Raw genomic sequence first — 23,826 nt, forward strand, 5'->3', positions numbered from 1 at the left:
CAGCCCCGCATATGCCGAGTTTTGTAAAAATTCCTGAGACGCTTGATCACACGCCACAAACCCCAACTTCATTCGCCTAGCTACCATGCGCGATGGCCACGCCGGCATCATCACCCTCCAAGACACGCACGGCCACAGTGATTATCCGCACTTCCCCAACGACGGGTGGAACCCGCGCGACCAACTATGGTATCGCCCGCCGTCCTCGCGGGACTGGGTGTTCGACGCGTCAGCGCTCGTCTGACGATTCCCTATTTGCGGAGTAAGCTCGCGAATTGCGCTGCCGCCCACGGGAATACGCCGGCTTGGCACGCGCTGCCGTGGAATGCCGGCATGGCCACCCCTCATAGACCATTCCGGCACTCCCTCGGCACAACGGCGATAGGGCTTTGCTACAACCCGCCCTGGTGCGGATACGACACGTAGTCACCAGAACTGGTGGTGTGGCGACCCCCACTGCGTGACGCGTAGGGCGGAGGCGCCGAAGCGGCGAGGGTAACGATGGCTGCGTCGACGAACGCAGCGCGGGACAACATGTGCCCAAACCTCCTTGTTGCCTCAGTTTGGTGACGTTGCCCGATTCGTCTCCCGAAGCCTATGCGCCCCGGCGGCGGGTTACATCGGAATTTGTGAAAAATGTCGTGGCCGCGCTTTCGCGGCCGATGACCGGGCTACGCGAGGTCGTAGATCCTGCGGGCGTTCTCGCGGGCGATGAGATCGACCACCCGGATGGCGTCGGCCTCGCTCCAGTCGCCGCGGTCGACGAATTCGCGTAGCACCCGGTGCAGGCCCCGGCGCCACAGGACCGCCCCGAGGAAATGCAGTTCCGCGGGACCGAAACCGTCTGACGAGTAGAGGATCTTGGAAAAGGGCGCCAGCTCCAGCAGCCGCGCAAGGAATGCCGGCGACCGCGCCCCCAAGTGGTTCACGCTCAGTCCGCCGTCGAGGTAGACGTTGTTGAACGCCTGCGCCAGATAACCGGCCTCACGCTCGTAGGGGTAACAGTGCAACAGCACGATCGGGACGTCGGCCGACCGGCGCAGAAAGTCAAGCAGCAGGAGCGGATTGGCCTTGTGCAGGTCGCAGTCCCGATCGCCGAATCCGACGTGGAATTGCAATGGCTTGCCGAGTCGCAACGCCTGATGCAACCCGAACCGCAGCAGGATCCGGTCCCGCAATCGCGTCCCGCCGCGCTCGCGCCACCGGTCGGCGGCCTCGGCGACCTCCGCCGTCGACGGCTCGCTGAGGTCACCCTCGAAACCGCCCCGGTAGGCCAGGATCGATTTGGTGCCCACGGCGTCGGCCGCGCGCCGATGCAGGATCTCCTCGAACGCCGCCGCATAGTCACCCGCGGCTTGGGCGGCCTGTTCGGCCACCTCCTCGAGACGCACGATTTCGTGCGCACGGCCGCCCGACAACCGGGCGATCTGCCCGACGCCGGCGACCCCGCCCCCGCCGATCCCGGTGTCCACCAGCCAGTCCCCGACGCCGGCGGCCGATAGGAACACCCGCGCCAGTTCGTCTTCGGCGAACTGGCGACGACGGTCCCAATAGGCCTGCGGGTCGACGTGCTCGGGCAGGCCGAGGGCGGGGGCGCAGTGCGCGCGCACGGCGAACCCGAGTTGGGAGTCGAAACCCGAATCGGCGATGGGCTCGGTGTTGGCCTCGTTGAGGGCGTTCTCGAATCGCCGTCGGTCGCCGGCCGCCAACCAACAACCGTGGACGTGCTGATCGATCAGCGGCACGACGCCGATGTGCTCGGCCAGATCGCGGGTGTCGGCGCTCATCACCGGCCCGTCACAGGCTCCAGGCCATGCGGAATCGGTCCGCCAGCTGCTCGGGGCCCAGATCGCCGTAGCGTTCGTGTTCCAGTCGGCGAACCGCGACCACCATGTCGACCGCCGGATCGCCCAGGATGCACCGCATGCGCTCCGAAGCGTCCAGCGCCGCAATCGCCTCGGCCTGCGAATCGGTCAGGCGCACCACGCCGTCACGCGCGCGGTCGGCATCGGAGCGGGCCGCCGGGTCGACCGTGATCTCCGGCGGCAGCGGGGCCCCGGATTTGATGCCGTCCAGCGCGAGCCCCAGGATGGCCGCCGATGCCAGGTACGGATTGGCCGACGGGTCGACGATCTTGACCTCGACGTTTCCGCCGCGCGGGCTGGCGGGTCCGCCGGTGACGAATCGCACTGCGGCCTCGCGGTTTTCGGTGCCCCAGCAGGCGTAGGCGCCGGCCCAATTGCCGGGCCGCATCCGCAGACCCGAGACGACCGATCCGCACAGCACGCCCTGGGCTTCCGGCAGGCCCCGAACCACGCCCGCCACCGCGCTCTCCCCCGCCGGCGTCATGCCCGCGGCGGCCGCGCCGTCGCAGAACAGCGGACCTTCCGGCGTCGTCAGCGAAAAATGTTGGTGCGCACCGGATCCGACGGCACCGGCGAAGGGGGCGGGTGACAAGCTGATGCGCAGGCCGTGGCGGCGCGCCGCGCGGCCGATGATGAGCCGCATCAGTATCAGCTGATCGGCGGCGGCGACCGGCGGTTGCGGCGGCAGCGAGATCTCGAACTGGTTGGCGCCATACTCGGGGTGGAATTGTTCGATCGCGACGCCGGCTCCCGTCGCCGACCCGATCACCTCCCGGATGAACGCTTCACGCTCCAGCACGCCGGCGAGGCCGTAGGGGGCCCACACCGCCGACGGCAACGGGCCGCCGTCCGGCGCGACCAACAGGAATTCGATTTCGTGGCCGACGGCCGCCTCGAGGCCGGCGTCGTCGAGCGCCGTTTCGATGCGTCGCAGCGTTCCCCGGCCGCACGTGGGGACCGGCGTGCCGTCCTGGGAGAAAAACGCGGCGGGCGCCCACGCCAGGCCGTCGCCCACGATGCGCAACGCGGACAGGTCGATCCGGAGGCGTTGGTCCCCCACCACGCCGACGTCGGCGGTGAAGGCGATGCCGGTCTGGTCGATGGCGAACGCGTGCCAGGAGGGGCTGGCGCCCAGGCCGGGATCGGCGAAGGTGTTCGTCTGGCGGATCGGAACGGCCTTGGCCAGGGTGAGCCCGGCGGAATTGACGACGGTGCCGATGACCGTGTCGACGCCCTCGCCCTCCAGCTGGGCAATTGCCGCGGCGGCAAGCGGTGTGCCGGTCATGGCAGTCATTCTGCAGCCTCGTGGTGGTCCGGCCGGGTAATCGTCCCGCGTGGCCGGTCAGTTCTGGCGGCCGACGAGTTCGGAGACGAAGCGATCGAGGAATCCGTCCACGGGGGCCCGGCCGGCGGGACGGATGACGAATTTCGTCAACCCTGCCTCCAGGTACGCGTCCAGTTGGCGGTGCAGCTGATCCCACCCGGCGGCGATCAGCTCACCGGGGTCGAGGTCCGGCCGGCGCTTGCGGACCGCCGCGGCCAATTCCGCGGGCAGCTCGCCCTCGGTGACGGCCAGCGAGATGCCGAAGTGGTCGGGTTCGATGTGCCGGCCGGCCCGCTCCGCGGCCCGTTCGATCGCCTCGCGTCCGGTCCTGGCCTCCGCCGGGGTGAGGAAGCTGCCCAGCCAGCCGTCGCCGAGCTCCCCGATACGCCGAAACGCGGCGGGCGCCGAGCCGCCCAACCAGATGTCCAGCGGCGGCACCGGTTTCGGGGCGATCGCCGCGCCGGCGACGGTGAAGTATTGGCCGGTGAACGTGGCCGAATCCCCTTCCAGGGCCGCGCGCAGTACCCGTAGCGACTCGTCGAAGACCGCCGCCCGCTGACCGTCGGGAACCACGAACACCTCGCGCTCGGCCGGTATCGCCGATCGCAAGCCGAACACCGGAAGGACCCGCTTCGGGGCGACGGCCGCCAGCGACGCGAGCTGCTTGGCCACCAGCACCGGATGCCGGCCCGGTAGCACCGCCACCGAGGTGCCCACCTTCAGCCGGCTCGTCCGGGCGAGCGCGTACGCCATCCCGACCGTCGGATCGACGGCCGGTGAGTACACCAGCTCGGAAAACCACAACGAATCCACGCCGTTCGCCTCGAGGTGATCGACGATGGCGGCCAGCTGGTGTGGGGCGGTGTCCGCGCCCAGCCCGACGCCGAAGCGAACCTTCACCCGAGCCTCCTCCTGCGTGGTATCACCCGTCGCGCAACGCCGCGGCGCCCCGTTTTGTGCCCGCGGCGCGCGTCATCGCCCGCCGCCCGGAGTTCGGAGGGCGCAAACGGCTATGCGCGGCTGGGAATGGTGAGCTTGCAGGCCTGGCCGATGTCGAGGGTCCGCAACACCCGGCCCATACCCACCCACAGCGCGCAGGACAGCGCCAGGTCGGCCAGCAGCTCGTCGGAGAAGTGTTCGGCGCAGCGCGTCCAGAAGTCTTCGTCGTCGCGCAGGCCGGTGTGGTCGGTGGCGAAGCGGTCGGCGAACTCGGCCGCCAGCCGCTCCTGGTCGCTGTAGCCGGGCCACGTGCGCCATTCGTGGACGTGGTCGTACAGCTCCTCGTCGACACCCGCGGCGGGTCCGTCCTCGTCGCGGGTGTTGACGCAGACGACGCATTCGTTGCGGTGAGCGATCACGGCGCGCGCCAATTCGCGCGTGCGCAACGGCAACCGGTTCTTGGTGTAGACTGCCTGGCTGAAGGCGCCGAGCGCGCCGCCGATGTCCGGAGACTTCACAAACCAGCCGGCCAGGTCGTCGTCAGCAAATGCTCCGATTCGGCTCATGGCGTGATGGTACGCCCGCCTAAGGACCCGGGTCGCGGTTGTCCGCAAACGGGAGTAGCCACCGGCTAGCGGGCGGCCGGGCCGATCGCCGCGGTTGGCGTCTCCTCATGCCAATCACGTTGGGCGAGAACCCGATGCGCGACGCGTTCGAGCGCGGCCTGCACCGCGCGGCGGTCCGGGCGGCCCTCGAAGCCCGGCGACCGGGCGAGCTTGTCCACGAGCCAGGCCACCAGCAGCGAGTGCACGTAGCCGACTTGCTGGGCCCCGGCCGGGGTGAGCGACAGTTGTTCGCCGTCGCTTCGCGCGTAACCGCCGGCGGCCAGGCGCGTGAAGGTGGGCTCGAGAACCTCGAACGGTATCCGGTGATAGTCGGCCATGTCGGTGAGACGGGCGGTCCCGTACATCTGCGTGTAGCGATTGATGCGCAGGACCCCCCACAGCCCGGCCACGTCGAGCCGGCAATCGGGCCGCATGGCGATGCTGCGCAACCGCATGCCGGTTTCGCCGCGCAACATCCGTGCGATCCCGCTCTCCAGCATCTGGTCCGGCGTCTCGGAGGTCGGCATGCCGAACGCGTCGCCGAGATCGACTGTGCTGTCGTGGATATCCCGCAGCGGGACCTCGCGCAGGAACAGCGCCAGCACGAAACCGACCACGGCCACCGGCGCCGCCCATAAGAAAACCTCGGTCAGCGAATCGGCGTAGGCCGCGACGATGGGCGCGGCCACATCGTGCGGCTGCCGGTGCAGGGCCCCGGGAGAGCTGACCGCGTCGGGCGGCGCGCCGCTGGCCGCCAGGGCCGGACCGATGCGGCGGTCGAGGAAGTTCACGAACAGCGAGCCGAATATCGCCGCCCCGAAAGAACTTCCGATGGTGCGAAAGAACGTCACCCCCGAGGTGGCGACGCCGAGGTCTTCGAAATTCGACGTGTTCTGCACGATGAGAACCAGCACCTGCATGGACAATCCGATCCCGGCCCCCAGGATGACCAGGTACAGCGACTGGATCAGGGCGGACGTCGACGGCTCCATCCGCGACATCAGCAAAAACGCCAGCGCCATCAGCGCGGTGCCGGTCACCGGGAAAACCTTGTAGCGGCCGGTGCGGCCGACCAGGGTTCCGCTGCCGGTCGAGGTGATCAGCATCCCGACCACCATGGGCAGCGTGCGCAGACCCGAGGTCGTCGCCGAGACCCCGTTGACGTACTGCATATAGGTCGGCAGGAACGTCAGCGCGCCCAGCATCGCAAAACCTACGACGAAGGACAGCACGCAGCACACGGCGAACACCGGACTGGCGAACAACCGGATGGGCAGGATCGGCTCGGCGGCGCGACGTTCCACCACCACGAAAACACCCAGCGCCACCGCGGCGCCGACGAACAAGCCGATGATCGTCGGCGACCCCCACGCGTACAGCGTCCCGCCCCAGCTGGTGGCCAGCGTCAGGCCCGCCGCGCCCAGGCCGACAAATACTATTCCGGAGTAGTCGATGATCGGCTTGGCGGACGCGCCCAGCGCTGGAATCGCCGCGGCGGCAACGAAAATCACGACCACCGAGATCGGCACGTTGACCCAGAACGCCCACCGCCAGGTCAGGTAGTCGGTGAAGTAGCCGCCCAGCAACGGCCCGATGACCGTCGTGACGCCGAAGACCGCCCCGAGGATGCCCTGGTACCGGCCCCTTTCCCGCAGCGGGACGACCTCGCCGATGAGCGCGCTGGCGGTGACGGTGATGGCGCCGCCGCCGATCCCTTGCAGCGCACGCGCTCCCACCAGCATGGCCATCGACTGGGACAGCCCGCACAACGCCGATCCGACGACGAAGAAGACGATCGCCGCCTGGAATACCCGCTTGCGCCCGTAGGAGTCCCCGAGTTTGCCGGCCAGCGCGGTGACGACGGTCGATGCGAGCAGATAGCTGGTGACGACCCAGGACTGATGGCCGGCGTCGCCCAGGTTGGCGACGATCGTCGGCAGCGCGGTGGCGACGATGGTCTGGTCCAACGCCGCGAGCAGCATCCCCAGGACGATCGCGACGAAGATCAGGTTGCGCCGTTGCGGGCTGATCAGCTCGCCGCTGGGCGCGGAATTCGCCGCCGGGGTCGCCTGGGTCACCGCTGCTCTCGGGCTCGTCATGCCGGCCCGACGTTACCTACCTTGCCCGCCGCCCGCGTCAGCTGGGTGGCCGCGAGACGCACTGCGCCGAGTACAGCTCCACGCCCAGCTTGTCCATCAACTCCAGCTGCGTCTCGAGGTAGTCGATGTGCTTTTCCTCGTCGGCGACGATGTCCTCGAACAGCGTGGCGGTGGTGGAATCCTGCTTGTCCCGGCATAAGACGATGGCCGGCTTGAGGCGGTCCATCACCTCGTATTCGATGGCGAGGTCGGCCTCGAATTGCTCGCGCAAGGTCTGGCCGATGCGCAGCGAGAAGAGGCGCTGGTAGTTCGGCAACCCGTCGAGCAACAGGATGCGGTCGGTGATCGCCTCGGCGTGTCGCATCTCGTCGAAGGACTCCGCGCGGGTGTGCTCAGCTAACTCGGTGAAACCCCAGTTGTCCTGCATCTTGGAGTGCAGGAAGTATTGGTTGATCGCGGTGAGCTCGCTGGTCAACTGCTCGTTGAGCAGACGCAAAACTTCCGGATCCCCTTGCATTTTCACTCCTACGGTGTCTGCTGCTGGCATGTTCGGCCGCGATCCGTGCGCTGGGCTGGAGCGCACAAACCCGGCCTGTAGCAGCACTTTGCCACGGCCGCCGCAAATGTTCTAGCAAGGTTTGGCTGCACTCAGTGCGTTGTCGAGCTAGTCTAAGCACCCGGTTGTTAGGTTAGACTGCACTAAGCAGGTTAGGTTAGACTCTACTAATATGCGGCTTGTTGGTTTCGCACCTCCGGCCGGGGCCCCGAGTCCCCGGGAGGCCAGGCGCGGGACCGAAATCGGGTCGCTCGAACGACCCGTCGACGAAGGGGACGCCCACATGCGGGAGGTGCGCTGATGTACGTGTGTCTGTGCGTCGGGGCGACCAGCCAGACCGTGTGCGACGTCGTCGCGCAGGGCGCGTCGACCTCCAAGGAAATCGCCGCGGCATGCGGGGCGGGCGGTGACTGCGGTCGCTGCCGGCGCACCCTGCGCGCGATCCTCGCCGACGCGGCGAAGTTAGAGACAGCGCCGTCGGCCTGACGCCGGAACGCCGTTTCAGCCCTTATTGAAATCCGCCAGCGCCGCGGCGTTGGCCTGCGCGCCCATGAGCTCGGCGAAGTGCGCGTTTTCCCGCGCGGTGGCCGCCGTGATCTCAGGGCGGACCGGCTCCATCATCGTGTGTTTGACGGCCATCAAGCTCGAAATCGGCCGGGAGGCAAGTATTTCGGCGTGGTGGCGAGTCTGCGGCATCAGCTCGTCCGGTTGGCACACCCGCCAGACGAGGCCCATCCGCAACGCCTCGTCGGCGTCGATCCATTCCGACGACATCAACAGCCACGCGGCGTTCTGCCGGCCCACCAGCTGCGGCAGCAGATAGGACGACGCCGCTTCCGGGGCTACGCCCAGGCTGGTGAACGGGCACTTCAACCGGGCCGTCGACGACATGAACGCCAGATCGGCATAGCCCAGAATCGTGGCGCCGATCCCCACCCCGACACCGTTCACCGCGCAGATCAGCGGCTTGGGAAAGGCGCTGAGCGCGTTGATAAGTCCGATGAAGCCATGCTTGCCCGGGGTGAAGCCGGGGTCGGTGATGCGCGCCTGCATCTCACCGAGGTCGGTCCCGGCGCTGAACCCGCGACCCGCTCCGGTCAGCAGGACCACGGCCACCTCGGGATCGTCGGCGGCGGCCAGCAGCGCCTCGGCGGTGGCGTCATAGAGGGCTTCGTTGAAGGCGTTGAGCGCCTCCGGGCGGTTCAGCGTGAGGGTGCGCACCCGCTTGTCGTCATCGATCTGCAGCGTCACCCCCGCAGCGTAGCGAGGCTAGCCGTTGCTGTAGACGCGGGTCGGGGCGATCAGCACCACGGCGCGCCCCTCGGAAGCCATCACGCGGTCGTACTCGTCCCAGTTGTCGTGGGTACCGCCCGCCGCAACGAACACGTCGCGCAGCAGCACTCGCAACCGATCGGGATCGGTCAGCCACGGCTGGGTGTCGTCGGGGCCGACCAGCTCCGCGCGCCCCTCGACCGTCGCCCACTGCCACCCGTTACGGAAGGTGATGGCCAACTGCGGCCGGGCCCGCAGGTTGGCCAGCTTGACTTTTCCGTAGGTGGTAAACCCCAGCACCGGTTGACCATTCGCCGGGTGCGACAACAGGCCCACGTTGACCAGTGACGCCTGCACGGTCCCGTCAGCCCGGACGGTCGATACCACCGCCAATCCGTTTTCCGCCGCGGCCAATGCCACGGCGTCGCGCAGTGTCGTCATTCGGTGTCCTCAGTGCGTGAACGGCGTGCTGATGACGTAGCGGCTCGTCGGCACGGTGTCGATGTTCTCGTTGGCGCCAAAGGCCGTCGTGCTGGCCACCATTCGTCCTAACCGGTGTTGGAGATCGTTGTCGTCGGCGGCTCCGAAAAACGCCCGAAGATCGGTGATCGCCTCCGCAGGGAACAACTCCTCGACGATGCCGGCGATTCCCGGCGCGTCTTCGGTGAGCGCGCGCACCACCCAATTCTGGGTGTAGCCAAACGTCGACTGTGTCTCGATGGCTACCGGTGTATGGTCGCGTTGCCAACGGGTCAGCCACGTCGCCTGGTCCATGCCCGCGGGCCGGCGCAGCAACGCAATGTTGGCCAAACCCGGTGTGCGGGAACCGGACTCGACGGCGGGCGCGCTCAGCGGGACCGATTCCGTCACCAGGTACGCGGCGAGCTGCTCACACTCCTTTGCCAGCAGCTCGAGCGCGGACGTCATCTGCTCGCCGTAGCACTGCTGGGTCCACATGCTCACCACCGCGGCGACCGGTGGGTCCAGCGTCGTGAGCGTCATCAACGACTGGCGCACGGCGTCGTCGCGGACGTTGACCGACAATCCGGGCACACCCAGCTCCAGCAGCGCATCGGCGACCGGCCCCCGCTGCCGGGCGCACCAATCGTCGTCGGAGTCGGCGCGCATGAGCACCGCGATTACCTTTTCCATAGGCCGAACCTACCGGTGCGGGCCCGCCGGATAGGCCTACTTCACCAGGCGCACCTGATGCTGGCTGCTGATCAGCTTCCCGATGAGCCCGGCCAGCTGACGGTAGGACTCGTCGCGCCCGCTCGACGAGCGGTAGACCAAGCCGATTCGCCGGCCCGGGCGCGGCGCCGCGAACTGCGCCAGGCCCAGGCGGCTTCTCGAGGCCTCGACGGGCACCGCGCTCTGCGGAATCAGCGTGACGCCCAACCCGCCCGTCACGCATTGCACCGCAGTCGCCAGTGAGGCCGCCCGCGTGTTGGCCAGCTCCGCCCGGACCCCGGCCTTGTGGCAGACATCCAGCGCCTGATCGCGCAGGCAGTGCCCCTCGTCCAGCAGGAGCAGCGGCAGGTCGGCCAGCGCCGTCGCCGGAACCCGGCGCTTGCCCGCCAGCGGATGGCCGGGGGGCAGGGCGAGGACGAAATCCTCGTCGTAGATGGGGATCGCGCTGACCCCGGCGCCCTCGGCGGGCAGGGCGATCAATGCCGCATCCAATGCCCCTTCGCGCAAGACCGCCAACAACCGCTCGGTCTGGTCTTCGGTCACCCGCAGGGCCAGCCCCGGAAGCTGCTCGGCCACGCCGGCCAGCACGGTCGGCAGCACGTAGGGCGCCACCGTGGGAATCAGGCCCAGCCTCATGCCGACCCGCAACGGATCCGAGGCGCCCGCCGCGGCGGCGGTGAAGGCGTCGGTCGCCTCGACGACGGCCTGGGCGCGCGGCAACAGCTCCGTACCCTGGGGTGTCAAGAAGACACGCCGTGTCGAGCGCTCGACGAGACGGGTGCCCAGGCCCGCCTCCAGCGCCGAGAGCGCCTGCGACAACGTCGACTGGCTGACGCCGAGAGCCGTTGCGGCACCACTGAATTGATGCTTCTCGGCCACCGCCACGAAGGCGCGCAGGCCGGCGATCGTGGGCTGATAACTCTTATCGGTCATACCTATAAGTGTAGTGGGAAATATCACCTTTACTTCAACCAGGGTACGCGGCAACATGGTGGAAGAAAGCTAATCTTGAGTAAATCCAGATAAGGAGCGATATGCCTCTGCTGACCATCGGCGACCAGTTCCCCGCCTACGAGCTCACCGCGTTGATCGCGGGCGATCTGTCCAAGGTCGACGCCAAGCAGCCCGGCGACTACTTCACCACCATCACCAACGAGGACCACGCCGGCAAATGGCGCGTGGTGTTCTTCTGGCCGAAGGACTTCACCTTCGTGTGCCCGACCGAGATTGCCGCCTTCGGCAAGCTCAACGACGAATTCGCCGACCGCGACGCGCAGGTTCTGGGTGTGTCGATCGACAGCGAGTTCGTCCACTTCAATTGGCGTGCGCAGCACGAGGACCTCAAAAAGCTGCCCTTCCCGATGCTCTCGGACATCAAGCGGGAGCTGAGCCTGGCCACCGGCGTGCTCAACGCCGACGGCGTGGCCGACCGGGCGACCTTCCTCGTCGACCCCAACAACGAGATCCAGTTCGTCTCGGTCACCGCGGGTTCGGTGGGCCGCAACGTCGAGGAAGTGCTGCGCGTGCTGGACGCGCTGCAGTCCGACGAGCTGTGCGCGTGCAACTGGCGCAAGGGCGACCCGACGCTCGACGCCACCGAGCTGCTCAAGCAGTCGGCCTGATCCGGGGCTGATCCCGTAGGGTCTGAACAGGAGGCGAGATGAGCGTAGAGAACCTCAAGGAAGCGCTGCCGGAGTACGCCAAGGACCTCAAGCTCAACCTGGGCTCGATCACCCGCACGACCGAGCTCAACGAGGAGCAGCTGTGGGGCACGCTGTTGGCGAGCGCCGCGGCGACCCGGAATACGCAGGTGCTCAGCGAGATTGGCGCGGAGGCGGCCGACATTCTGTCCGCCGAGGCGTACAACGCGGCGCTGGGAGCCGCATCGGTCATGGCCATGAACAACGTGTTCTACCGTGGCCGGGGCTTCCTCGACGGCAAGTACGACGACCTGCGCGCGGGATTGCGGATGAACATCATCGCCAATCCCGGTGTGGAAAAGGCGAACTTCGAGCTGTGGTGCTTCGCAGTGTCGTCGATCAACGGATGCCCGGATTGCGTGGCGGCCCACGAGCACACGCTGCGCGAGGCCGGTGTCAGCCGCGAAACCATCCAGGAGGCGCTGAAGGCCGCGGCGATCGTTTCCGGCGTGGCCCAAGCGATCGTCGCTTCCCAGACGCTGGCGACCGTCGGCTGATCGCGCCGTCGTGACCAGCGCCGTGTCCGGACCCGACTGGGTCCAGCACGCCATCTGGTGGCAGGTCTACCCGCTGGGGTTCGTGGGCGCGTTCCCCGTACCGCAGTCAAACGAGCCGCCGCAACCGCATCAACACCGGTTGCGGCGGCTCGTCGACTGGTTGGACCACGCCATCGAACTCGGGGCGTCCGGCATCGCGCTGGGCCCGATCTTCGCCTCGCGCACACACGGTTACGACACCACCGACCACTACCGCATCGATCCCCGGCTCGGCGACGACGCCGATTTCGACCACCTCCTCGCCGAGGCGCACCGACGCGGCCTGCGCGTCCTGCTCGACGGCGTGTTCAACCACGTCGGCGTGGATTTTCCGCGCCACCGCGAGGCGGCCGAGGACGACGCCGCCGCGCGCTGGTTCCGCGGACGTCCCGGGCGCTTTCACACGTTCGAAGGCCACGACGGGCTGATCACCCTCAACCACGACAACCCCGCCGTCGCCGACTACACCGTCGAGGTGATGGCGCACTGGTTGGGCCGCGGCGCCGACGGCTGGCGCCTCGACGCGGCTTATGCCGTGCCACAACACTTCTGGGCCTCGACCCTGCCCCGGGTGCGCGAGCGCTATCCGGATGCCTGGTTCGTCGGCGAACTCATCCACGGCGACTACGCCGCGGTCGTCGAGGCCGCCACCTTCGACTCGGCCACCCAATACGAGCTGTGGAAGGCGATCTGGAGCAGCCTCAACGACGGCAATTTCTTCGAGCTGGACTGGGCGCTGCAGCGCCACAACGACTTTCTGAGCCGCTTCGCGCCGCTGACCTTCATCGGCAATCACGACGTCACCCGCATCGCCAGCCAGCTGGACAACCCCGCGCATGTGGCCCACGCGCTGGTGCTGCTGCTCACCATCGGCGGGGTGCCGAGCGTCTACGCCGGCGACGAGCTCGGGTTCCGCGGCGTCAAGGAAGAACGGTTCGGCGGCGACGACGCCGTGCGCCCCGAATTCGGCTCTCCCCCACTGCAACTGGATGACTTCGGCGTCCAGACCTGGGGGCTGCACCAGTACCTGGTCGGGCTGCGACGGCGCCACCCCTGGCTGCACGCGGCGTCCACCACCGCGTTACGGCTGGAAAACCGGCACTACGTCTACGAGGCGCGCAACGGCGACGACGCCTTGCTGGTGGTACTCAACATCGACGACGAACCGCTGCACGTGTCGCTGCCGGAGCTGGGCACGGGGCGCGCGCAGGTCATCGGCGGATCGGCGGCCCCGCCGCCGGAGGTCGTCGACGCAGTTACGGTCGAGCCGCACGGTTGGCGGATCCTAAGCTCGGTCTAGGGCCCGGTCAGCCGGTCCAGCGTCGGCTCGTCGTACCGGCCGCCGTAGTACTTGTCGAGCACCGCGACGAAGTCCTCGTCGTCCTTGGTGGCGTGGGCGAACAGGGTCATCGACGAGCACAGTTTGAGGTCGTCCGGCGAGCCGAAGATCTGCCCGATCGAGCGCCCCTGCACCGCGGTGACCAGTCGGGCGCACTCGCGCAGCCGCGGCCCCAGCAGCTCATGACGCAGGTACGCCCGCGCCTCGTCCAGCGAGGAGATGCCGTAATGGACCGCGGTCGGGCTGCCGCCCAGGCCGCGCAGTTGGGGGAAGACGAACCACATCCAGTGGCTGCGCTTTCGTCCGGCCCGCAGCTCGTCGAGGACGTCGCCGTACACCGGCTCCTGCGCGTCCACGAAACGCTGGAGATCGAACGGGTCGCCTGCACGTGTCACCTGACTACGGTTGCACATTATGGAACTCGAAAGACGGAAGGCCGTTCGCCGACGAGTACCCAAAGTGCGCGATCTCGCCCCGCTCATGCAGTTCAAGCGGCCCGAGCTGAACGCGACCAAGCGGCGGCTCGACGCCGCCTACACCATCGAAGACCTGCGGCGCATCGCCAAGCGGCGCACCCCGAAGGCCGCGTTCGACTACACCGATGGCGCGGCCGAAGACGAGCTGTCCATCGAACGCGCCCGACAAGCCTTCCGCGACATCGAATTTCATCCGACGATCCTGCGCGACGTCTCCCAAGTGTCCGCGGGGTGGGATGTGCTAGGCCAGCCGGTCGTGCTGCCGTTCGGGATCGCGCCGACCGGATTCACCAGGCTGATGCACACCGAGGGCGAGATCGCCGGCGCGCAGGCGGCGGCCAGGGCGGGGATCCCGTTTTCGCTGTCCACGCTGGGTACCTGCGCGATCGAGGATCTCGTCACGGCCGTGCCCCGAGGCCGAAAGTGGTTTCAGCTCTACATGTGGCGGGACCGCGAACGCTCGATGGAGCTGGTCAGACGCGCCGCCGAGGCCGGCTTCGATACCCTGCTGGCCACCGTCGACGTCCCGGTCTCCGGCGCACGGCTGCGCGACAACCGCAACGGCATGACGATCCCGCCCACGCTGACGCTGCGCACCGTGTTGGACGCGGTGCCCCACCCGAAGTGGTGGTTCGACCTGTTGACCACCGAACCCCTGGCGTTCGCGTCGCTGGACCGCTGGCCCGGCACGGTCGCCGAATACCTGAGCACGATGTTCGATCCCAGCCTGACCTTCGATGACCTGGAGTGGATCAAGGAGCAGTGGCCGGGCAAGCTCGTCGTCAAAGGGATTCAGACGCTTGACGATGCCCGCGCGGTCGTCGACCGCGGTGTCGACGGGATCGTGTTGTCCAATCACGGTGGGCGCCAACTGGATCGGGCCCCGGTGCCGTTTCACCTGCTGCCGACAGTGGCGCGCGACCTGGGTCAGCACACCGAGATCCTGGTGGACACCGGCATCATGTCGGGCGCCGACATCGTCGCGGCGATCGCGCTGGGCGCCCGGTGCACGCTGGTCGGTCGGGCCTACCTCTACGGCCTGATGGCCGGCGGTGCGGCGGGGGTGAGCCGCGCGATCGACATCCTCGCCGAGGGCGTGATCCGCACGATGCGCCTGCTCGGCGTCACGTGCCTCGAGGAGCTATCGCCGCAGCACGTCACGCAGCTGCGGCGCCTAGGGCCCGTGCCGCCGGTGTGAGGCCGGCCGCACCCCCGCGATGGCCGGGACGCGCGGGAACAAACCGGCGCCCGGCTGGGTTAAGCGCATCAGACTCAACTTTTGGAGGATTTGATGGCTGAAGCCAAGTCGGTGCCGGTGCTGTTTGTCACCGACACCATCGTGCTGCCCGGAATGGTGGTGCCGATCGCGCTGGACGACGCGGCCCGCGCGGCGATCGACGCCGCCCAGGCCAGCGAGTCGGGACAGCTGCTGATCGCCCCCCGGCTCGAGGACCGGTATCCGTCGCACGGTGTGATCGCGAAGATCCTGCAGGTCGGGCGCATCGCCGGTGGCGGCACCGCCGCGGTGGTGCGCGGCGAGCGCAGGGCACAGATCGGGGCGGGCGCATCCGGCCCCGGGGCGGCGCTGTGGGTCGAGGTGACCGAGGTCCCCGAGGCCGAGGCGACCGACGAGGTCAAGGCGCTGACCGCGGAGTACAAGAAGCTGCTGCTGGCCATGCTGCAACGACGCGAGGCCTGGGAGATCATCGATTACGTCAACCGGCTGTCCGATCCGTCGGCGCTGGCCGACACCTCGGGGTACGCGTCCTACCTGAGCAACGCGCAGAAGCGCCAGCTGCTGGAGACGGTCGACGTCGCCGAGCGGCTGCGCGTGCTGATCGACTGGACCAGCGACCACCTCGCCGAGGTCGAGGTCAGCGACAAGATCGCCGAGGACGTGCGCGAGGGCATGGAGAAGACGCAGAAGGAGTTCCTGCTGCGCCAGCAGCTGGCGGCCATCCGCAAGGAGCTCGGTGAAGGTGAGCCCGACGGGTCCGATGATTATCGGGCCCGCGTCGAGGCCGCCGAGCTGCCCGAGAAGGTGCGCGAGGCCGCGCTGCGCGAGGTCGGCAAGCTGGAACGCTCCAGCGACCAGAGCCCGGAGAGTGGCTGGATTCGCACCTGGCTGGACACCGTGCTCGACCTGCCGTGGAACGTCAAGACCGAGGACTCCACCGACCTCAAGGCGGCGCGGGAAGTCCTGGACGCCGATCACCACGGGCTGGACGACGTCAAGGATCGCATCGTCGAATACCTGGCCGTCCGGGCGCGCCGCGCCCAACGCGGGCTGCAGGTCGTCGGCGGCCGCGGCTCCGGTGCGGTGATGGTGCTGGCCGGTCCCCCGGGCGTCGGCAAGACGTCGCTGGGCGAGAGCGTGGCCCGGGCGTTGGGCCGCAAGTTCGTGCGCGTCGCCCTGGGCGGTGTGCGCGACGAGGCCGAGATCCGCGGGCACCGTCGTACCTACGTGGGCGCGTTGCCGGGCCGGATCGTGCGCGCGATCGGTGAGGCGGGATCGATGAATCCCGTTGTGCTGCTGGACGAAATCGACAAGGTCGGTTCCGACTACCGCGGCGATCCGAGCGCGGCGCTGCTCGAGGTGCTCGACCCGGCGCAGAACCACACCTTCCGCGACCACTACCTGGATCTGGACCTGGACCTGTCCGATGTGGTGTTTTTGGCGACGGCGAACGTGATCGAGAACATCCCGTCGGCCCTGCTGGACCGCATGGAGCTGGTGGCCATCGACGGCTACACCGAGGACGACAAGGTCGCCATCGCGCGGGACTACCTGCTGCCCCGGCAGCGGGACCGCGCGGCGCTGACCGAGGACGAGGTGGCGGTGAGCGACGCGGCGCTGCGCAAGATCGCCGCCGACTACACCCGCGAGCCCGGTGTGCGACAGTTCGAACGGCTGCTGGCCAAGGCGCTGCGCAAGGCGACCACCAAGCTGGTTGACGATCCGCGACCGATCACCATCGACGAGCCGGATCTGGTTGACTACCTGGGCCGTCCGCGGTTCATGCCGGAATCGGCCGAACGCACGGCGGTGCCCGGTGTGGCCACCGGCCTGGCCGTCACCGGCCTCGGTGGCGACGTGCTCTACATCGAGGCCGGCTCCACCGACGGTGACCCGGGCCTGCAACTGACGGGTCAACTGGGCGACGTGATGAAGGAGTCGGCGCAGATCGCGCTGTCCTACGTGCGCTCGCACGCCGCCGAGCTCGGTGTGGATCCCAAGACGCTGGACCGGCGCATCCACGTCCACGTGCCCGCGGGGGCGGTGCCCAAGGACGGCCCGTCGGCCGGTGTCACCATGGTGACCGCCCTGGTCTCGATGGCCACCGGACGCCAGGTCCGCTCCGACGTCGGCATGACCGGAGAGGTCACGCTGAACGGCCGGGTGCTGCCCATCGGCGGGGTGAAGCAAAAGCTGCTGGCCGCCCAACGTGCCGGGCTGTCAACGGTTTTCATTCCGCAGCGCAACGAGCCGGATCTCGATGACGTGCCCACCGAGGTGCTCGAGGCGCTGGACGTGCGGCCCATGACCGACGTCGCCGAGATCGTGGCCCAGGCGCTCGAACCGGCGGCCTCGGCCGCCACGGCCGCGGCCTGATCGCGCGGCCAGGCGAATCGCGGCCGCTGTTGAAGCCACGTTGAGTCAGACCCGGTGCGGTGTGCCGGGGCATGGTCGGAGTTTCAGGCTCCCCCCGGGACGGGTACGCAGCAACGCAGAGGGAAGACCAGCCGAGGGGGGATGACCTCTATCCGGCGTCGAAAAGACGCGGGTGACGAACAACAAATTACCGCTGTTAGGTGGCCCGATGGGCAGCCAAGCGGCTCGATAAGGAGTTCATCATGAGGTTGAACAGATTCGCTGCCAGCGCCGTAATCGCAGGTGCGCTGACGTCCGGCGCGCTCGGAGTAGGTGCCGGCCTGGCTCAAGCCGATCCGAATGGCCCGAATGTGCCGGGGCCAGTGCCTGGGCCGAACGTGCCGGGACCGGGCCCGGTGCCCGGCCAGAATGTGCCGGGTCCCATGCCGGGACAGGGGGTACCGATCTGTAACGCCGGACCGGGCGTCAACTGCACGGCCCCGGGCACGCCGCTTCCGCCCGGGCAGAACGGATTCCCGCCACCGGGCCACTACAACGACCCGATCGGCTACGGGCTTCCGGCCCGCTGGATGCCGCCGGGTCAACCGGGCGACTATCCGGTCGTATTCAACCCGGCCGTGAACCAGTGGGGCGTCTTCCTGCCCGACGGTCAATTCGTCGCGTACGCGACGTAACCCGGCCCAGCGAGACAGCCGCGAATGCGGCGGCTGTTTCTCGTCTGCGGCAGAATCTAGGGACTATGACGGATATCCGGATTCTCAAACGACAAGTGGTCCACCGGGTTCAACGCCTGCTGGTCAACCCGGTCGGCCGGCAGCTGCCGATGACCATGCTCGAGACCAAGGGACGCAAGAGCGGGCAGCCGCGGCGCACCGCGGTGGGCGGGCGCGTGGTGGACAACCAGTTCTGGATGGTCTCCGAACACGGCGAGCACTCGGATTACATCCGCAATATCAAGGCCAATCCGGCTGTGCGGGTGCGTGTTGGCGGCACGTGGCGCCACGGCACCGCCCACCTCCTGCCCGACGACGATGCGGTGCAGCGCCTGGGCAACCTGCCGCGGCTGAACAGCGCGATGGTGCGCCTGATGGGCAGCGACCTGCTCACCGTCCGGGTCGACCTGGACTGACCCGCGGATGGCCTACGACGAAGACCTGGCCAACCGGGTCCGCGAACTTCTCGGAGGCCAGCCGGGCATCGACGAAAAGCGCATGTTCGGCGGCCTGGCGTTCCTGGTCAACGGCAACATGTCGGTGGCCGTCAGCGGCCAGGGTGGACTGTTGGTGCGGGTGCCGCGCGAGGACACCGACAAACTCGCCGGGCGCGCGCACGTCAGCCCCATGGTGATGGCCGGGCGAGAGGCCCGGGGCTGGCTGCGCGTCGAGCCCGCCGGCGTGCAAACCAAACGCCAGCTTCATAGTTGGGTCAAACGCGGGGTCGACCACGCGCGCAGCCTGCCGCCCAAATAGCGGGCGCGGTTTGCCGTGGCGGCGTGGGGGTACGCGGTGCGGTATGGACCAGCGGGTGCGACGACTGCTCGACGTGGCCGGCACGACCTACGCGGCGCAGGCGCGCATCACGCTGAGCGACAAGCCGATGCCGCTGTTCCAGCTTTTGGTGCTGTGCATGCTGGCCAGCAAGCCGATCGATGCGACCATCGCCACGGCCGCCGCGCGCGAACTCTTCAAGGCGGGCCTGCGGACCCCCAAGGCCGTGCTGGCCTCGGACCGGCAAACCATGATCGACGCCTTTGGGCGCGCGCACTACGTGCGTTACGACGAGAGCTCGGCCACCCGGCTCACCGATATGGCCGAACGACTTCGAGACGACTACTCCGGCGACATGCGCGAATTGGCCGATCGCAGCGGGCATGACGTGGCAGCGGCGAAACGGATGCTCAAGCAGTTCAAGGGAATCGGCGACACGGGCGCCGACATCTACCTGCGCGAGGTGCAGGACGTGTGGACCTGGGTGCGGCCGTATTTCGATGACCGCGCCACCGGGACCGCCAAGCGGTTTGGCCTGCCCGCCGAACCGAAGAAGCTGGGAAGCCTTGCGCCGCAGGCCAATGCGCGACTGGCCGCCGCGTTGGTCAGGGCGTCGCTGGACGCCGATGTGCGTCAGCGGGTGGCCGGCTGAGCCGCGGTGACCATACGAATCGGTACCTCGGGGTGGTCGTACAACCACTGGATCGATGTGCTGTATCCGCCGGGAACGCCATCGGCGCGCCGGCTCGCCCGCTACGTCGAGGCGTTCGACACCGTCGAACTGAACGCCAGTTTCTACCGGTGGCCCAAGGATTCGACGTTCGAGGGTTGGCGCGATCAGCTGCCGGACGGCTTCACCATGTCGGTCAAGGCGCATCGCGGCTTGACGCACTACCGCCGGCTGGCCTCGCCCGAACCGTGGATCGAACGATTCGAACGCTGCTGGCAGCTGCTGGGTGATCGCCACGGCGTGCTGCTGGTGCAGCTGCACCCCGAACAGCAGCGCGATGACGCGCGCCTGGATTCGTTCCTGCAACTCATGCCCACGTCGATCCGCGTCGCCGTCGAACTGCGGCACCCGTCGTGGAATGACCCCGCGGTGTTCGAGCTGCTGGAACGCCATCGCGCCGCGTATGTGGTGATGAGTGGGCTGGGGCTCGAGTGCATTCCCCGCGCGACGACGGATCTGGTGTACATCCGGATGCACGGGCCGGATCCCGAGGCGAACTACGCCGGTTCCTACACCGCCGACGATCTGCGCCGCTGGGCCGAGCGGCTCACCGCTTGGGACGGTGAAGGGAAAGACGTGTGGATGTATTTCAACAACGACCTGGGCGGGCACGCGGTCCGCAACGCTCTCGACCTGCGCGAGCTGTTGGGCTGAGCGCCCGCGAGTAGGCTGAAAATTCCACAGAACGGAGCCCCATCCATGGCCAACTCGACCAGCTTCGTCATCATCGGTGGCGGACTCGCGGCCGCTAAAGCCGTAGAAGCATTGCGCGACAACGATTTTGATGGGCACATCATTGTGTTCGCCGACGAGGAACATCTGCCCTACGAGCGGCCGCCGCTGTCGAAGGAGTATCTGGCCGGCAAAAAGTCGCTGACCGATTTCACCGTGCAGAACTCCGACTGGTACCGCGACCACAACGTCGACCTACGGCTCAACACGCGGGTGGCCTCCCTGGACGCCGCCGGCCACACCGTCGGGCTGCCCGACGGCACCACCGTCGGCTACGACAAGCTGTTGCTGGCCACGGGATCGGCCTCGCGCCGGCCCCCGATACCGGGGTCGGACTCCGCCGGTGTGCATTACCTACGCACCTACGAAGACGCCGTGGCATTGAACGACGTTCTGTCCGAAGGCGCTTCGCTCGCGATCGTGGGCGCCGGGTGGATCGGGCTGGAAGTGGCCGCGGGTGCGCGCCAGCGAGGTGTGAACGTCACCGTGGTGGAAACCGCCAGGCAGCCGCTGCTGGCCGCGCTGGGCGAGACCGTCGGCGAGGTGTTCGCCACCCTGCACCGCGAGCACGGCGTGGATCTTCGCCTCGAAACGCAGGTCGAGGAGATCACAACGGCCGACGGCTCGGCCACCGGCCTGCGGATGCGGGACGGATCGACGGTGGCCGCCGACGCCGTGCTGGTGGCCGTCGGCGCCAAGCCCAACGTCGAACTCGCCGAGCAGGCCGGGCTCTCCCTGGGCGACGGCGGGGTGCTCGTCGACGCCTCGTTGCGCACCAGCGATCCCGACATCTATGCGGTCGGCGACATCGCCGCCGCCGAACACCCGCTGTTGGGCACTCGCATCCGCACCGAGCACTGGGCCAACGCGCTCAAGCAGCCCGCCGTGGCGGTGGCCGGGATGCTGGGCACACCAGGCGAATACGCGGAGCTGCCCTATTTCTTCACCGATCAATACGACCTCGGGATGGAGTACGTCGGACACGCCCCCAGCTTCGAGCGGGTGGTGTTTCGCGGTGACGTCGCCGGCCGGGAGTTCGTCGCGTTCTGGCTCGACGGCGACCACCGGGTGCTGGCCGGAATGAACGTCAACATCTGGGATGTGCTCGACGACGTCAAAGCGCTGATCCGGTCGAAGGCCGCCGTCGACCCCGACAAGCTGGCCGACCCGCGCTCACCCCTGGGCGAGCTGCTCGGCTGAGCCATCCTCGGCGGTGGTCCCGGCGCCCGGGTCGTCGGGGCTGTGCGGGGCCGGCGCCCAGGCCCCGTCGATAACGTCGGGTGGGAACTGCGCCTGCAGGCGTTCGCGTTCGGTGCGGCGGCGTTTGATCCGCAGCCGTGCGTCGCCCGGCATCGTGACCAGCTCATTGCACGTCAGGTAGTACATGTCGTCGACGGCGTCGATCAGGTCCGCCTCGACGCGCAGAGATCCCAACGCGCGCAACGTCATCCGCAGCTCGTGCGTGAAGCGCATCGTGGTGTCGTGGGCCAGCTCCCGCGAGCCGCGCGCGTTGGCGGTGAGCCGCTCGGCCAATGTGGCGGGCGTGGGCTCGGGGGGTGCGGCCGCCGCCGCGGCGGTCAGCAACATCGTCGGGTCGTCGGCGAAGGTCGTGCTGGCCAGTTCGGCCTCGCCCGGACCGCGGTGCCCGATGCGTGCGACGACCGCGTCCACGGTGGCGGCGGTCTTGGGCGACAGCGCACGAATGCTCGCGAGGTTGCCCTCGGCGGCCAGCGCGCGCAACGGCGGGTCGGCCCGCAGCGCCGACGCCAGCTCGGCGGTCTCCGCCGCGACGAGTCCGCTGTCGGTGATCATGCTGATCCCGGGCACGCTGCGCCCCGCCTGGCTGCGCGGCAGCGCCGCGGCGGTGACGCCGGTGTCGATCAACCAGAGCGCGTTGAGGATCCAGCCCTGGTGGATGCGGTCGCGCAACAGCCGCAGCCGCACTTCCAGGGCCTCTTCGGGCAGCAACGCCAGTTGCGCGGCATCGAGGTGCTCGGCTTCCGCGGCGGCGCAATACGCCCGGGTGTCGACCCGCAGGTGACGCAGGAGCGCGACCGACCGCCCCGCGGCGACGGCCTTGGCGACCGAGCCGAGCGCCCCGGCCGTCCAGGCCGGCTCGCCGAACGGCAGCGGATCGCCGACCTGGGGCTGGCCGACGAGGGCGTTGCGGGCGACGGCGTCCTCGTCCCAGCCGGGCAGCTGGCTGGCCGCGACCATGTTGACCGACACGCCGACGTAGGCGCGGTGGCCGAACACCGCGATGGCCCTGCTGCCCCATTCGGCATCGGCGACGCCGCCGAGGGCGAGCGCCTGTCCCAACACCCGGCTCGCGGTGCGCAGCCCGCTCAATTGGACGTCCAGCGTGATCGGGGTGAGCGGTCCGGGCAGCGCCTCGGCCAGTGCGGCGCCGCTGAAAACCGGGAACCGCGAATCGATCTGGTCGTCGAATTCGCCCTCCAGGCCTTCCGGCGCGGCGGTGCGCACGTCGTCACCGGCCGGTCGCCGAGATTGCGGCAGCACCTCGACGGGCAGCGCGAGCCGTCCCCCCTGGTTGATCGCGCCGGCGGTGTCCAGCCGGCGTCCGACGAGTCCCCGCGCGGTGTCGGCGACGGCGTCCAGCGCGTGCCAGCCGTATGAGAACATCCAGTCCTCTTGTGCCGCAGCGACATCGAACTCCGGCGTCAGCTGGGCCCAACTGCGCACCCGATGCGGCCGGATGCGCGGGTCGGCGGCTCGCAATACGCGCCAGGCGGTGACCATGTTGACGGTGTCCGGGCTGGCGAGGTCCACCACACCGGTGCGGTCGGTGTCCATCGCCAGGACCAAAAAGCGCATCAGGTCGTCGAGGTGCAGCACGCGCATGGGCTGCGCGGACACCTTGCTGCGCAACAGCGTGGCCACGGTGCGGCACACCATCCAGTCGAGCTGGCGCCCGACCGGTGGCGCGATCCGGATGACCGCGGTGGGTCCCCAGCTCGAGGACACCAGGTCCTCGGCCGGCCGATACAACTCGGGCCGTCCCGCGGCCTGCGACACGAACACCAGGCGGGAGCCGGCGCGCGCGGCCGCATCGGTGACCCGCGCCAGCCCGTCCATGCCGGCGCTGCCGGGCGCGGTGGGGTCGATGGGTGCCAGGTGGATGACCGCGTCGGCCTCGTCGGTGAGCTCCCGCAAGACGCGGTCGCGCAGCGATGCGCAAACAAATTCGACGTTGCGGTCGAGGCAGGGATGCGGGAGCTCAGCAATGCCGGTGACCGTGTGCCCGGCAGCGATGAGCTGCCCAGCGACCAGGCGCCCGAGTGCGCCGGTGGCGTCGGTAACCAGGATGTGCACCTGGGCTCACCTCCCCCAACCCTCAGCAC

General features: G+C 68.6%; 25 protein-coding genes. 13 read left to right on the top strand and 12 right to left on the bottom strand.

The features are described from left to right. The first annotated feature begins 85 nt into the window (after positions 1 to 85). Positions 86 to 244: a hypothetical protein gene (locus tag K883_RS27980; RefSeq protein ID WP_020822575.1), complete on the top strand. Its 159-nt coding sequence runs from the start codon at positions 86 to 88 to the stop codon at positions 242 to 244. A gap of 427 nt (positions 245 to 671) precedes the next feature. On the opposite strand, the gene K883_RS21000 is transcribed toward K883_RS27980, so the two are convergent. From K883_RS21000 to bfr, 6 genes are all read right to left on the bottom strand, one after another. After that, entirely contained in the window at positions 672 to 1,787 is a 1,116-nt protein-coding gene (locus K883_RS21000) for an amidohydrolase family protein (RefSeq protein ID WP_008256866.1), read from the bottom strand. A 10-nt stretch (positions 1,788 to 1,797) separates the two neighbouring features. Continuing rightward, positions 1,798 to 3,150 (bottom strand): type I glutamate--ammonia ligase, encoded by a 1,353-nt coding sequence (locus tag K883_RS21005; protein WP_008256867.1) that lies wholly within the window; start codon positions 3,148 to 3,150, stop codon positions 1,798 to 1,800. A 57-nt stretch (positions 3,151 to 3,207) separates the two neighbouring features. After that, positions 3,208 to 4,089 (bottom strand): TIGR03854 family LLM class F420-dependent oxidoreductase, encoded by an 882-nt coding sequence (locus K883_RS21010; protein ID WP_008256868.1) that lies wholly within the window; start codon positions 4,087 to 4,089, stop codon positions 3,208 to 3,210. 110 nt (positions 4,090 to 4,199) lie between these two features. Continuing rightward, the gene (locus K883_RS21015) at positions 4,200 to 4,694 is read right to left on the bottom strand and encodes a carboxymuconolactone decarboxylase family protein (RefSeq protein WP_008256869.1); all 495 of its coding nucleotides are present in this window, start codon (positions 4,692 to 4,694) and stop codon (positions 4,200 to 4,202) included. Positions 4,695 to 4,759: 65 nt separating this feature from the next. Beyond that, complete coding sequence (locus tag K883_RS21020; protein WP_170320565.1) at positions 4,760 to 6,832, bottom strand: MDR family MFS transporter; 2,073 nt, start codon at positions 6,830 to 6,832, stop codon at positions 4,760 to 4,762. 37 nt (positions 6,833 to 6,869) lie between these two features. Further along, positions 6,870 to 7,349 (bottom strand): bacterioferritin, encoded by a 480-nt coding sequence (gene bfr / locus K883_RS21025; protein ID WP_008256872.1) that lies wholly within the window; start codon positions 7,347 to 7,349, stop codon positions 6,870 to 6,872. A gap of 339 nt (positions 7,350 to 7,688) precedes the next feature. Here bfr and K883_RS21030 point away from each other — a divergent pair, with 339 nt between their 5' ends. After that, positions 7,689 to 7,874, top strand: coding sequence for a (2Fe-2S)-binding protein (locus K883_RS21030; RefSeq protein WP_008256874.1), 186 nt, complete (start codon positions 7,689 to 7,691; stop codon positions 7,872 to 7,874). A 15-nt stretch (positions 7,875 to 7,889) separates the two neighbouring features. Here K883_RS21030 and K883_RS21035 read toward each other — a convergent pair whose 3' ends face one another. Genes K883_RS21035 through K883_RS21050 form a run of 4 tightly spaced genes read right to left on the bottom strand, consistent with a single transcriptional unit; the run spans position 7,890 to position 10,784 of the window. After that, on the bottom strand, positions 7,890 to 8,639 hold the full coding sequence (locus K883_RS21035; RefSeq protein WP_008256875.1) for an enoyl-CoA hydratase/isomerase family protein: 750 nt from the start codon (positions 8,637 to 8,639) through the stop codon (positions 7,890 to 7,892). Positions 8,640 to 8,657: 18 nt separating this feature from the next. Then, positions 8,658 to 9,101, bottom strand: coding sequence for a TIGR03618 family F420-dependent PPOX class oxidoreductase (locus K883_RS21040; RefSeq protein ID WP_008256876.1), 444 nt, complete (start codon positions 9,099 to 9,101; stop codon positions 8,658 to 8,660). Between the two features lie 9 nt (positions 9,102 to 9,110). Further along, positions 9,111 to 9,812, bottom strand: a complete 702-nt coding sequence (locus K883_RS21045; protein ID WP_008256878.1) for an EthD domain-containing protein — start codon at positions 9,810 to 9,812, stop codon at positions 9,111 to 9,113. A 36-nt stretch (positions 9,813 to 9,848) separates the two neighbouring features. Beyond that, entirely contained in the window at positions 9,849 to 10,784 is a 936-nt protein-coding gene (locus K883_RS21050) for a hydrogen peroxide-inducible genes activator (RefSeq protein WP_008256880.1), read from the bottom strand. Positions 10,785 to 10,885: 101 nt separating this feature from the next. On the opposite strand from K883_RS21050, the gene K883_RS21055 reads away from it, so the two are divergent. Genes K883_RS21055 through K883_RS21065 form a run of 3 tightly spaced genes read left to right on the top strand, consistent with a single transcriptional unit; the run spans position 10,886 to position 13,387 of the window. Then, positions 10,886 to 11,473 carry a peroxiredoxin gene (locus K883_RS21055; RefSeq protein WP_008256883.1) on the top strand — a complete coding sequence of 196 codons (588 nt, stop codon included), beginning with the start codon at positions 10,886 to 10,888 and terminating at the stop codon, positions 11,471 to 11,473. Between the two features lie 38 nt (positions 11,474 to 11,511). Further along, complete coding sequence (locus tag K883_RS21060) at positions 11,512 to 12,048, top strand: alkyl hydroperoxide reductase (protein WP_008256885.1); 537 nt, start codon at positions 11,512 to 11,514, stop codon at positions 12,046 to 12,048. 10 nt (positions 12,049 to 12,058) lie between these two features. Then, entirely contained in the window at positions 12,059 to 13,387 is a 1,329-nt protein-coding gene (locus K883_RS21065; RefSeq protein ID WP_020822577.1) for an alpha-amylase family glycosyl hydrolase, read from the top strand. Here K883_RS21065 and K883_RS21070 read toward each other — a convergent pair. Next, positions 13,384 to 13,821: a DUF1810 domain-containing protein gene (locus tag K883_RS21070; RefSeq protein ID WP_008256888.1), complete on the bottom strand. Its 438-nt coding sequence runs from the start codon at positions 13,819 to 13,821 to the stop codon at positions 13,384 to 13,386. The genes K883_RS21065 and K883_RS21070 overlap by 4 nt on opposite strands. Positions 13,822 to 13,840: 19 nt before the next feature. Here K883_RS21070 and K883_RS21075 point away from each other — a divergent pair, with 19 nt between their 5' ends. From K883_RS21075 to K883_RS21110, 8 genes are all read left to right on the top strand, one after another. Continuing rightward, positions 13,841 to 15,100 (top strand): alpha-hydroxy acid oxidase, encoded by a 1,260-nt coding sequence (locus K883_RS21075; RefSeq protein WP_020822579.1) that lies wholly within the window; start codon positions 13,841 to 13,843, stop codon positions 15,098 to 15,100. A 93-nt stretch (positions 15,101 to 15,193) separates the two neighbouring features. Next, positions 15,194 to 17,515, top strand: coding sequence for an endopeptidase La (gene lon, locus K883_RS21080; protein ID WP_008256893.1), 2,322 nt, complete (start codon positions 15,194 to 15,196; stop codon positions 17,513 to 17,515). A gap of 362 nt (positions 17,516 to 17,877) precedes the next feature. After that, positions 17,878 to 18,189, top strand: a complete 312-nt coding sequence (locus K883_RS26285) for a hypothetical protein (protein ID WP_225336684.1) — start codon at positions 17,878 to 17,880, stop codon at positions 18,187 to 18,189. A gap of 65 nt (positions 18,190 to 18,254) precedes the next feature. Beyond that, positions 18,255 to 18,644 carry a nitroreductase family deazaflavin-dependent oxidoreductase gene (locus K883_RS21090; protein WP_008256897.1) on the top strand — a complete coding sequence of 130 codons (390 nt, stop codon included), beginning with the start codon at positions 18,255 to 18,257 and terminating at the stop codon, positions 18,642 to 18,644. Positions 18,645 to 18,651: 7 nt separating this feature from the next. Next, positions 18,652 to 18,984: a TfoX/Sxy family protein gene (locus tag K883_RS21095; protein WP_008256899.1), complete on the top strand. Its 333-nt coding sequence runs from the start codon at positions 18,652 to 18,654 to the stop codon at positions 18,982 to 18,984. Positions 18,985 to 19,027: 43 nt separating this feature from the next. Then, positions 19,028 to 19,654 carry a hypothetical protein gene (locus tag K883_RS21100; RefSeq protein WP_020822582.1) on the top strand — a complete coding sequence of 209 codons (627 nt, stop codon included), beginning with the start codon at positions 19,028 to 19,030 and terminating at the stop codon, positions 19,652 to 19,654. A gap of 6 nt (positions 19,655 to 19,660) precedes the next feature. Then, positions 19,661 to 20,386, top strand: coding sequence for a DUF72 domain-containing protein (locus K883_RS21105; RefSeq protein WP_008256902.1), 726 nt, complete (start codon positions 19,661 to 19,663; stop codon positions 20,384 to 20,386). A 45-nt stretch (positions 20,387 to 20,431) separates the two neighbouring features. Further along, positions 20,432 to 21,664: an NAD(P)/FAD-dependent oxidoreductase gene (locus K883_RS21110; protein ID WP_008256905.1), complete on the top strand. Its 1,233-nt coding sequence runs from the start codon at positions 20,432 to 20,434 to the stop codon at positions 21,662 to 21,664. On the opposite strand, the gene K883_RS21115 is transcribed toward K883_RS21110, so the two are convergent. Next, positions 21,638 to 23,797 (bottom strand): NAD-dependent epimerase/dehydratase family protein, encoded by a 2,160-nt coding sequence (locus K883_RS21115; RefSeq protein ID WP_008256907.1) that lies wholly within the window; start codon positions 23,795 to 23,797, stop codon positions 21,638 to 21,640. The two genes, K883_RS21110 and K883_RS21115, sit on opposite strands and share 27 nt — an antisense overlap. Positions 23,798 to 23,826: the final 29 nt, after the last annotated feature.

Origin of the sequence: Mycobacterium sp. TKK-01-0059 (assembly GCF_000709305.1) — a bacterium.
GTDB classification, from domain to species: domain Bacteria; phylum Actinomycetota; class Actinomycetes; order Mycobacteriales; family Mycobacteriaceae; genus Mycobacterium; species Mycobacterium intracellulare.

Bases quoted from the DNA above. Each gene is read 5' to 3' on its own strand.
- K883_RS21060 (WP_008256885.1), top strand. From the start codon at position 11,512: ATGAGCGTAGAGAACCTCAAGGAAGCGCTGCCGGAGTACGCCAAGGAC.
- K883_RS21030 (WP_008256874.1), top strand. From the start codon at position 7,689: ATGTACGTGTGTCTGTGCGTCGGGGCGACCAGCCAGACCGTGTGCGAC.
- K883_RS21045 (WP_008256878.1), bottom strand. From the start codon at position 9,812: ATGGAAAAGGTAATCGCGGTGCTCATGCGCGCCGACTCCGACGACGAT.
- K883_RS21090 (WP_008256897.1), top strand. From the start codon at position 18,255: ATGACGGATATCCGGATTCTCAAACGACAAGTGGTCCACCGGGTTCAA.
- K883_RS27980 (WP_020822575.1), top strand. From the start codon at position 86: ATGCGCGATGGCCACGCCGGCATCATCACCCTCCAAGACACGCACGGC.
- K883_RS21055 (WP_008256883.1), top strand. From the start codon at position 10,886: ATGCCTCTGCTGACCATCGGCGACCAGTTCCCCGCCTACGAGCTCACC.
- bfr (WP_008256872.1), bottom strand. From the start codon at position 7,349: ATGCAAGGGGATCCGGAAGTTTTGCGTCTGCTCAACGAGCAGTTGACC.
- lon (WP_008256893.1), top strand. From the start codon at position 15,194: ATGGCTGAAGCCAAGTCGGTGCCGGTGCTGTTTGTCACCGACACCATC.
- K883_RS21005 (WP_008256867.1), bottom strand. From the start codon at position 3,150: ATGACCGGCACACCGCTTGCCGCCGCGGCAATTGCCCAGCTGGAGGGC.
- K883_RS21000 (WP_008256866.1), bottom strand. From the start codon at position 1,787: ATGAGCGCCGACACCCGCGATCTGGCCGAGCACATCGGCGTCGTGCCG.
- K883_RS21075 (WP_020822579.1), top strand. From the start codon at position 13,841: ATGGAACTCGAAAGACGGAAGGCCGTTCGCCGACGAGTACCCAAAGTG.
- K883_RS21020 (WP_170320565.1), bottom strand. From the start codon at position 6,832: ATGACGAGCCCGAGAGCAGCGGTGACCCAGGCGACCCCGGCGGCGAAT.
- K883_RS21040 (WP_008256876.1), bottom strand. From the start codon at position 9,101: ATGACGACACTGCGCGACGCCGTGGCATTGGCCGCGGCGGAAAACGGA.
- K883_RS21015 (WP_008256869.1), bottom strand. From the start codon at position 4,694: ATGAGCCGAATCGGAGCATTTGCTGACGACGACCTGGCCGGCTGGTTT.
- K883_RS21095 (WP_008256899.1), top strand. From the start codon at position 18,652: ATGGCCTACGACGAAGACCTGGCCAACCGGGTCCGCGAACTTCTCGGA.
- K883_RS21100 (WP_020822582.1), top strand. From the start codon at position 19,028: ATGGACCAGCGGGTGCGACGACTGCTCGACGTGGCCGGCACGACCTAC.
- K883_RS21110 (WP_008256905.1), top strand. From the start codon at position 20,432: ATGGCCAACTCGACCAGCTTCGTCATCATCGGTGGCGGACTCGCGGCC.
- K883_RS21050 (WP_008256880.1), bottom strand. From the start codon at position 10,784: ATGACCGATAAGAGTTATCAGCCCACGATCGCCGGCCTGCGCGCCTTC.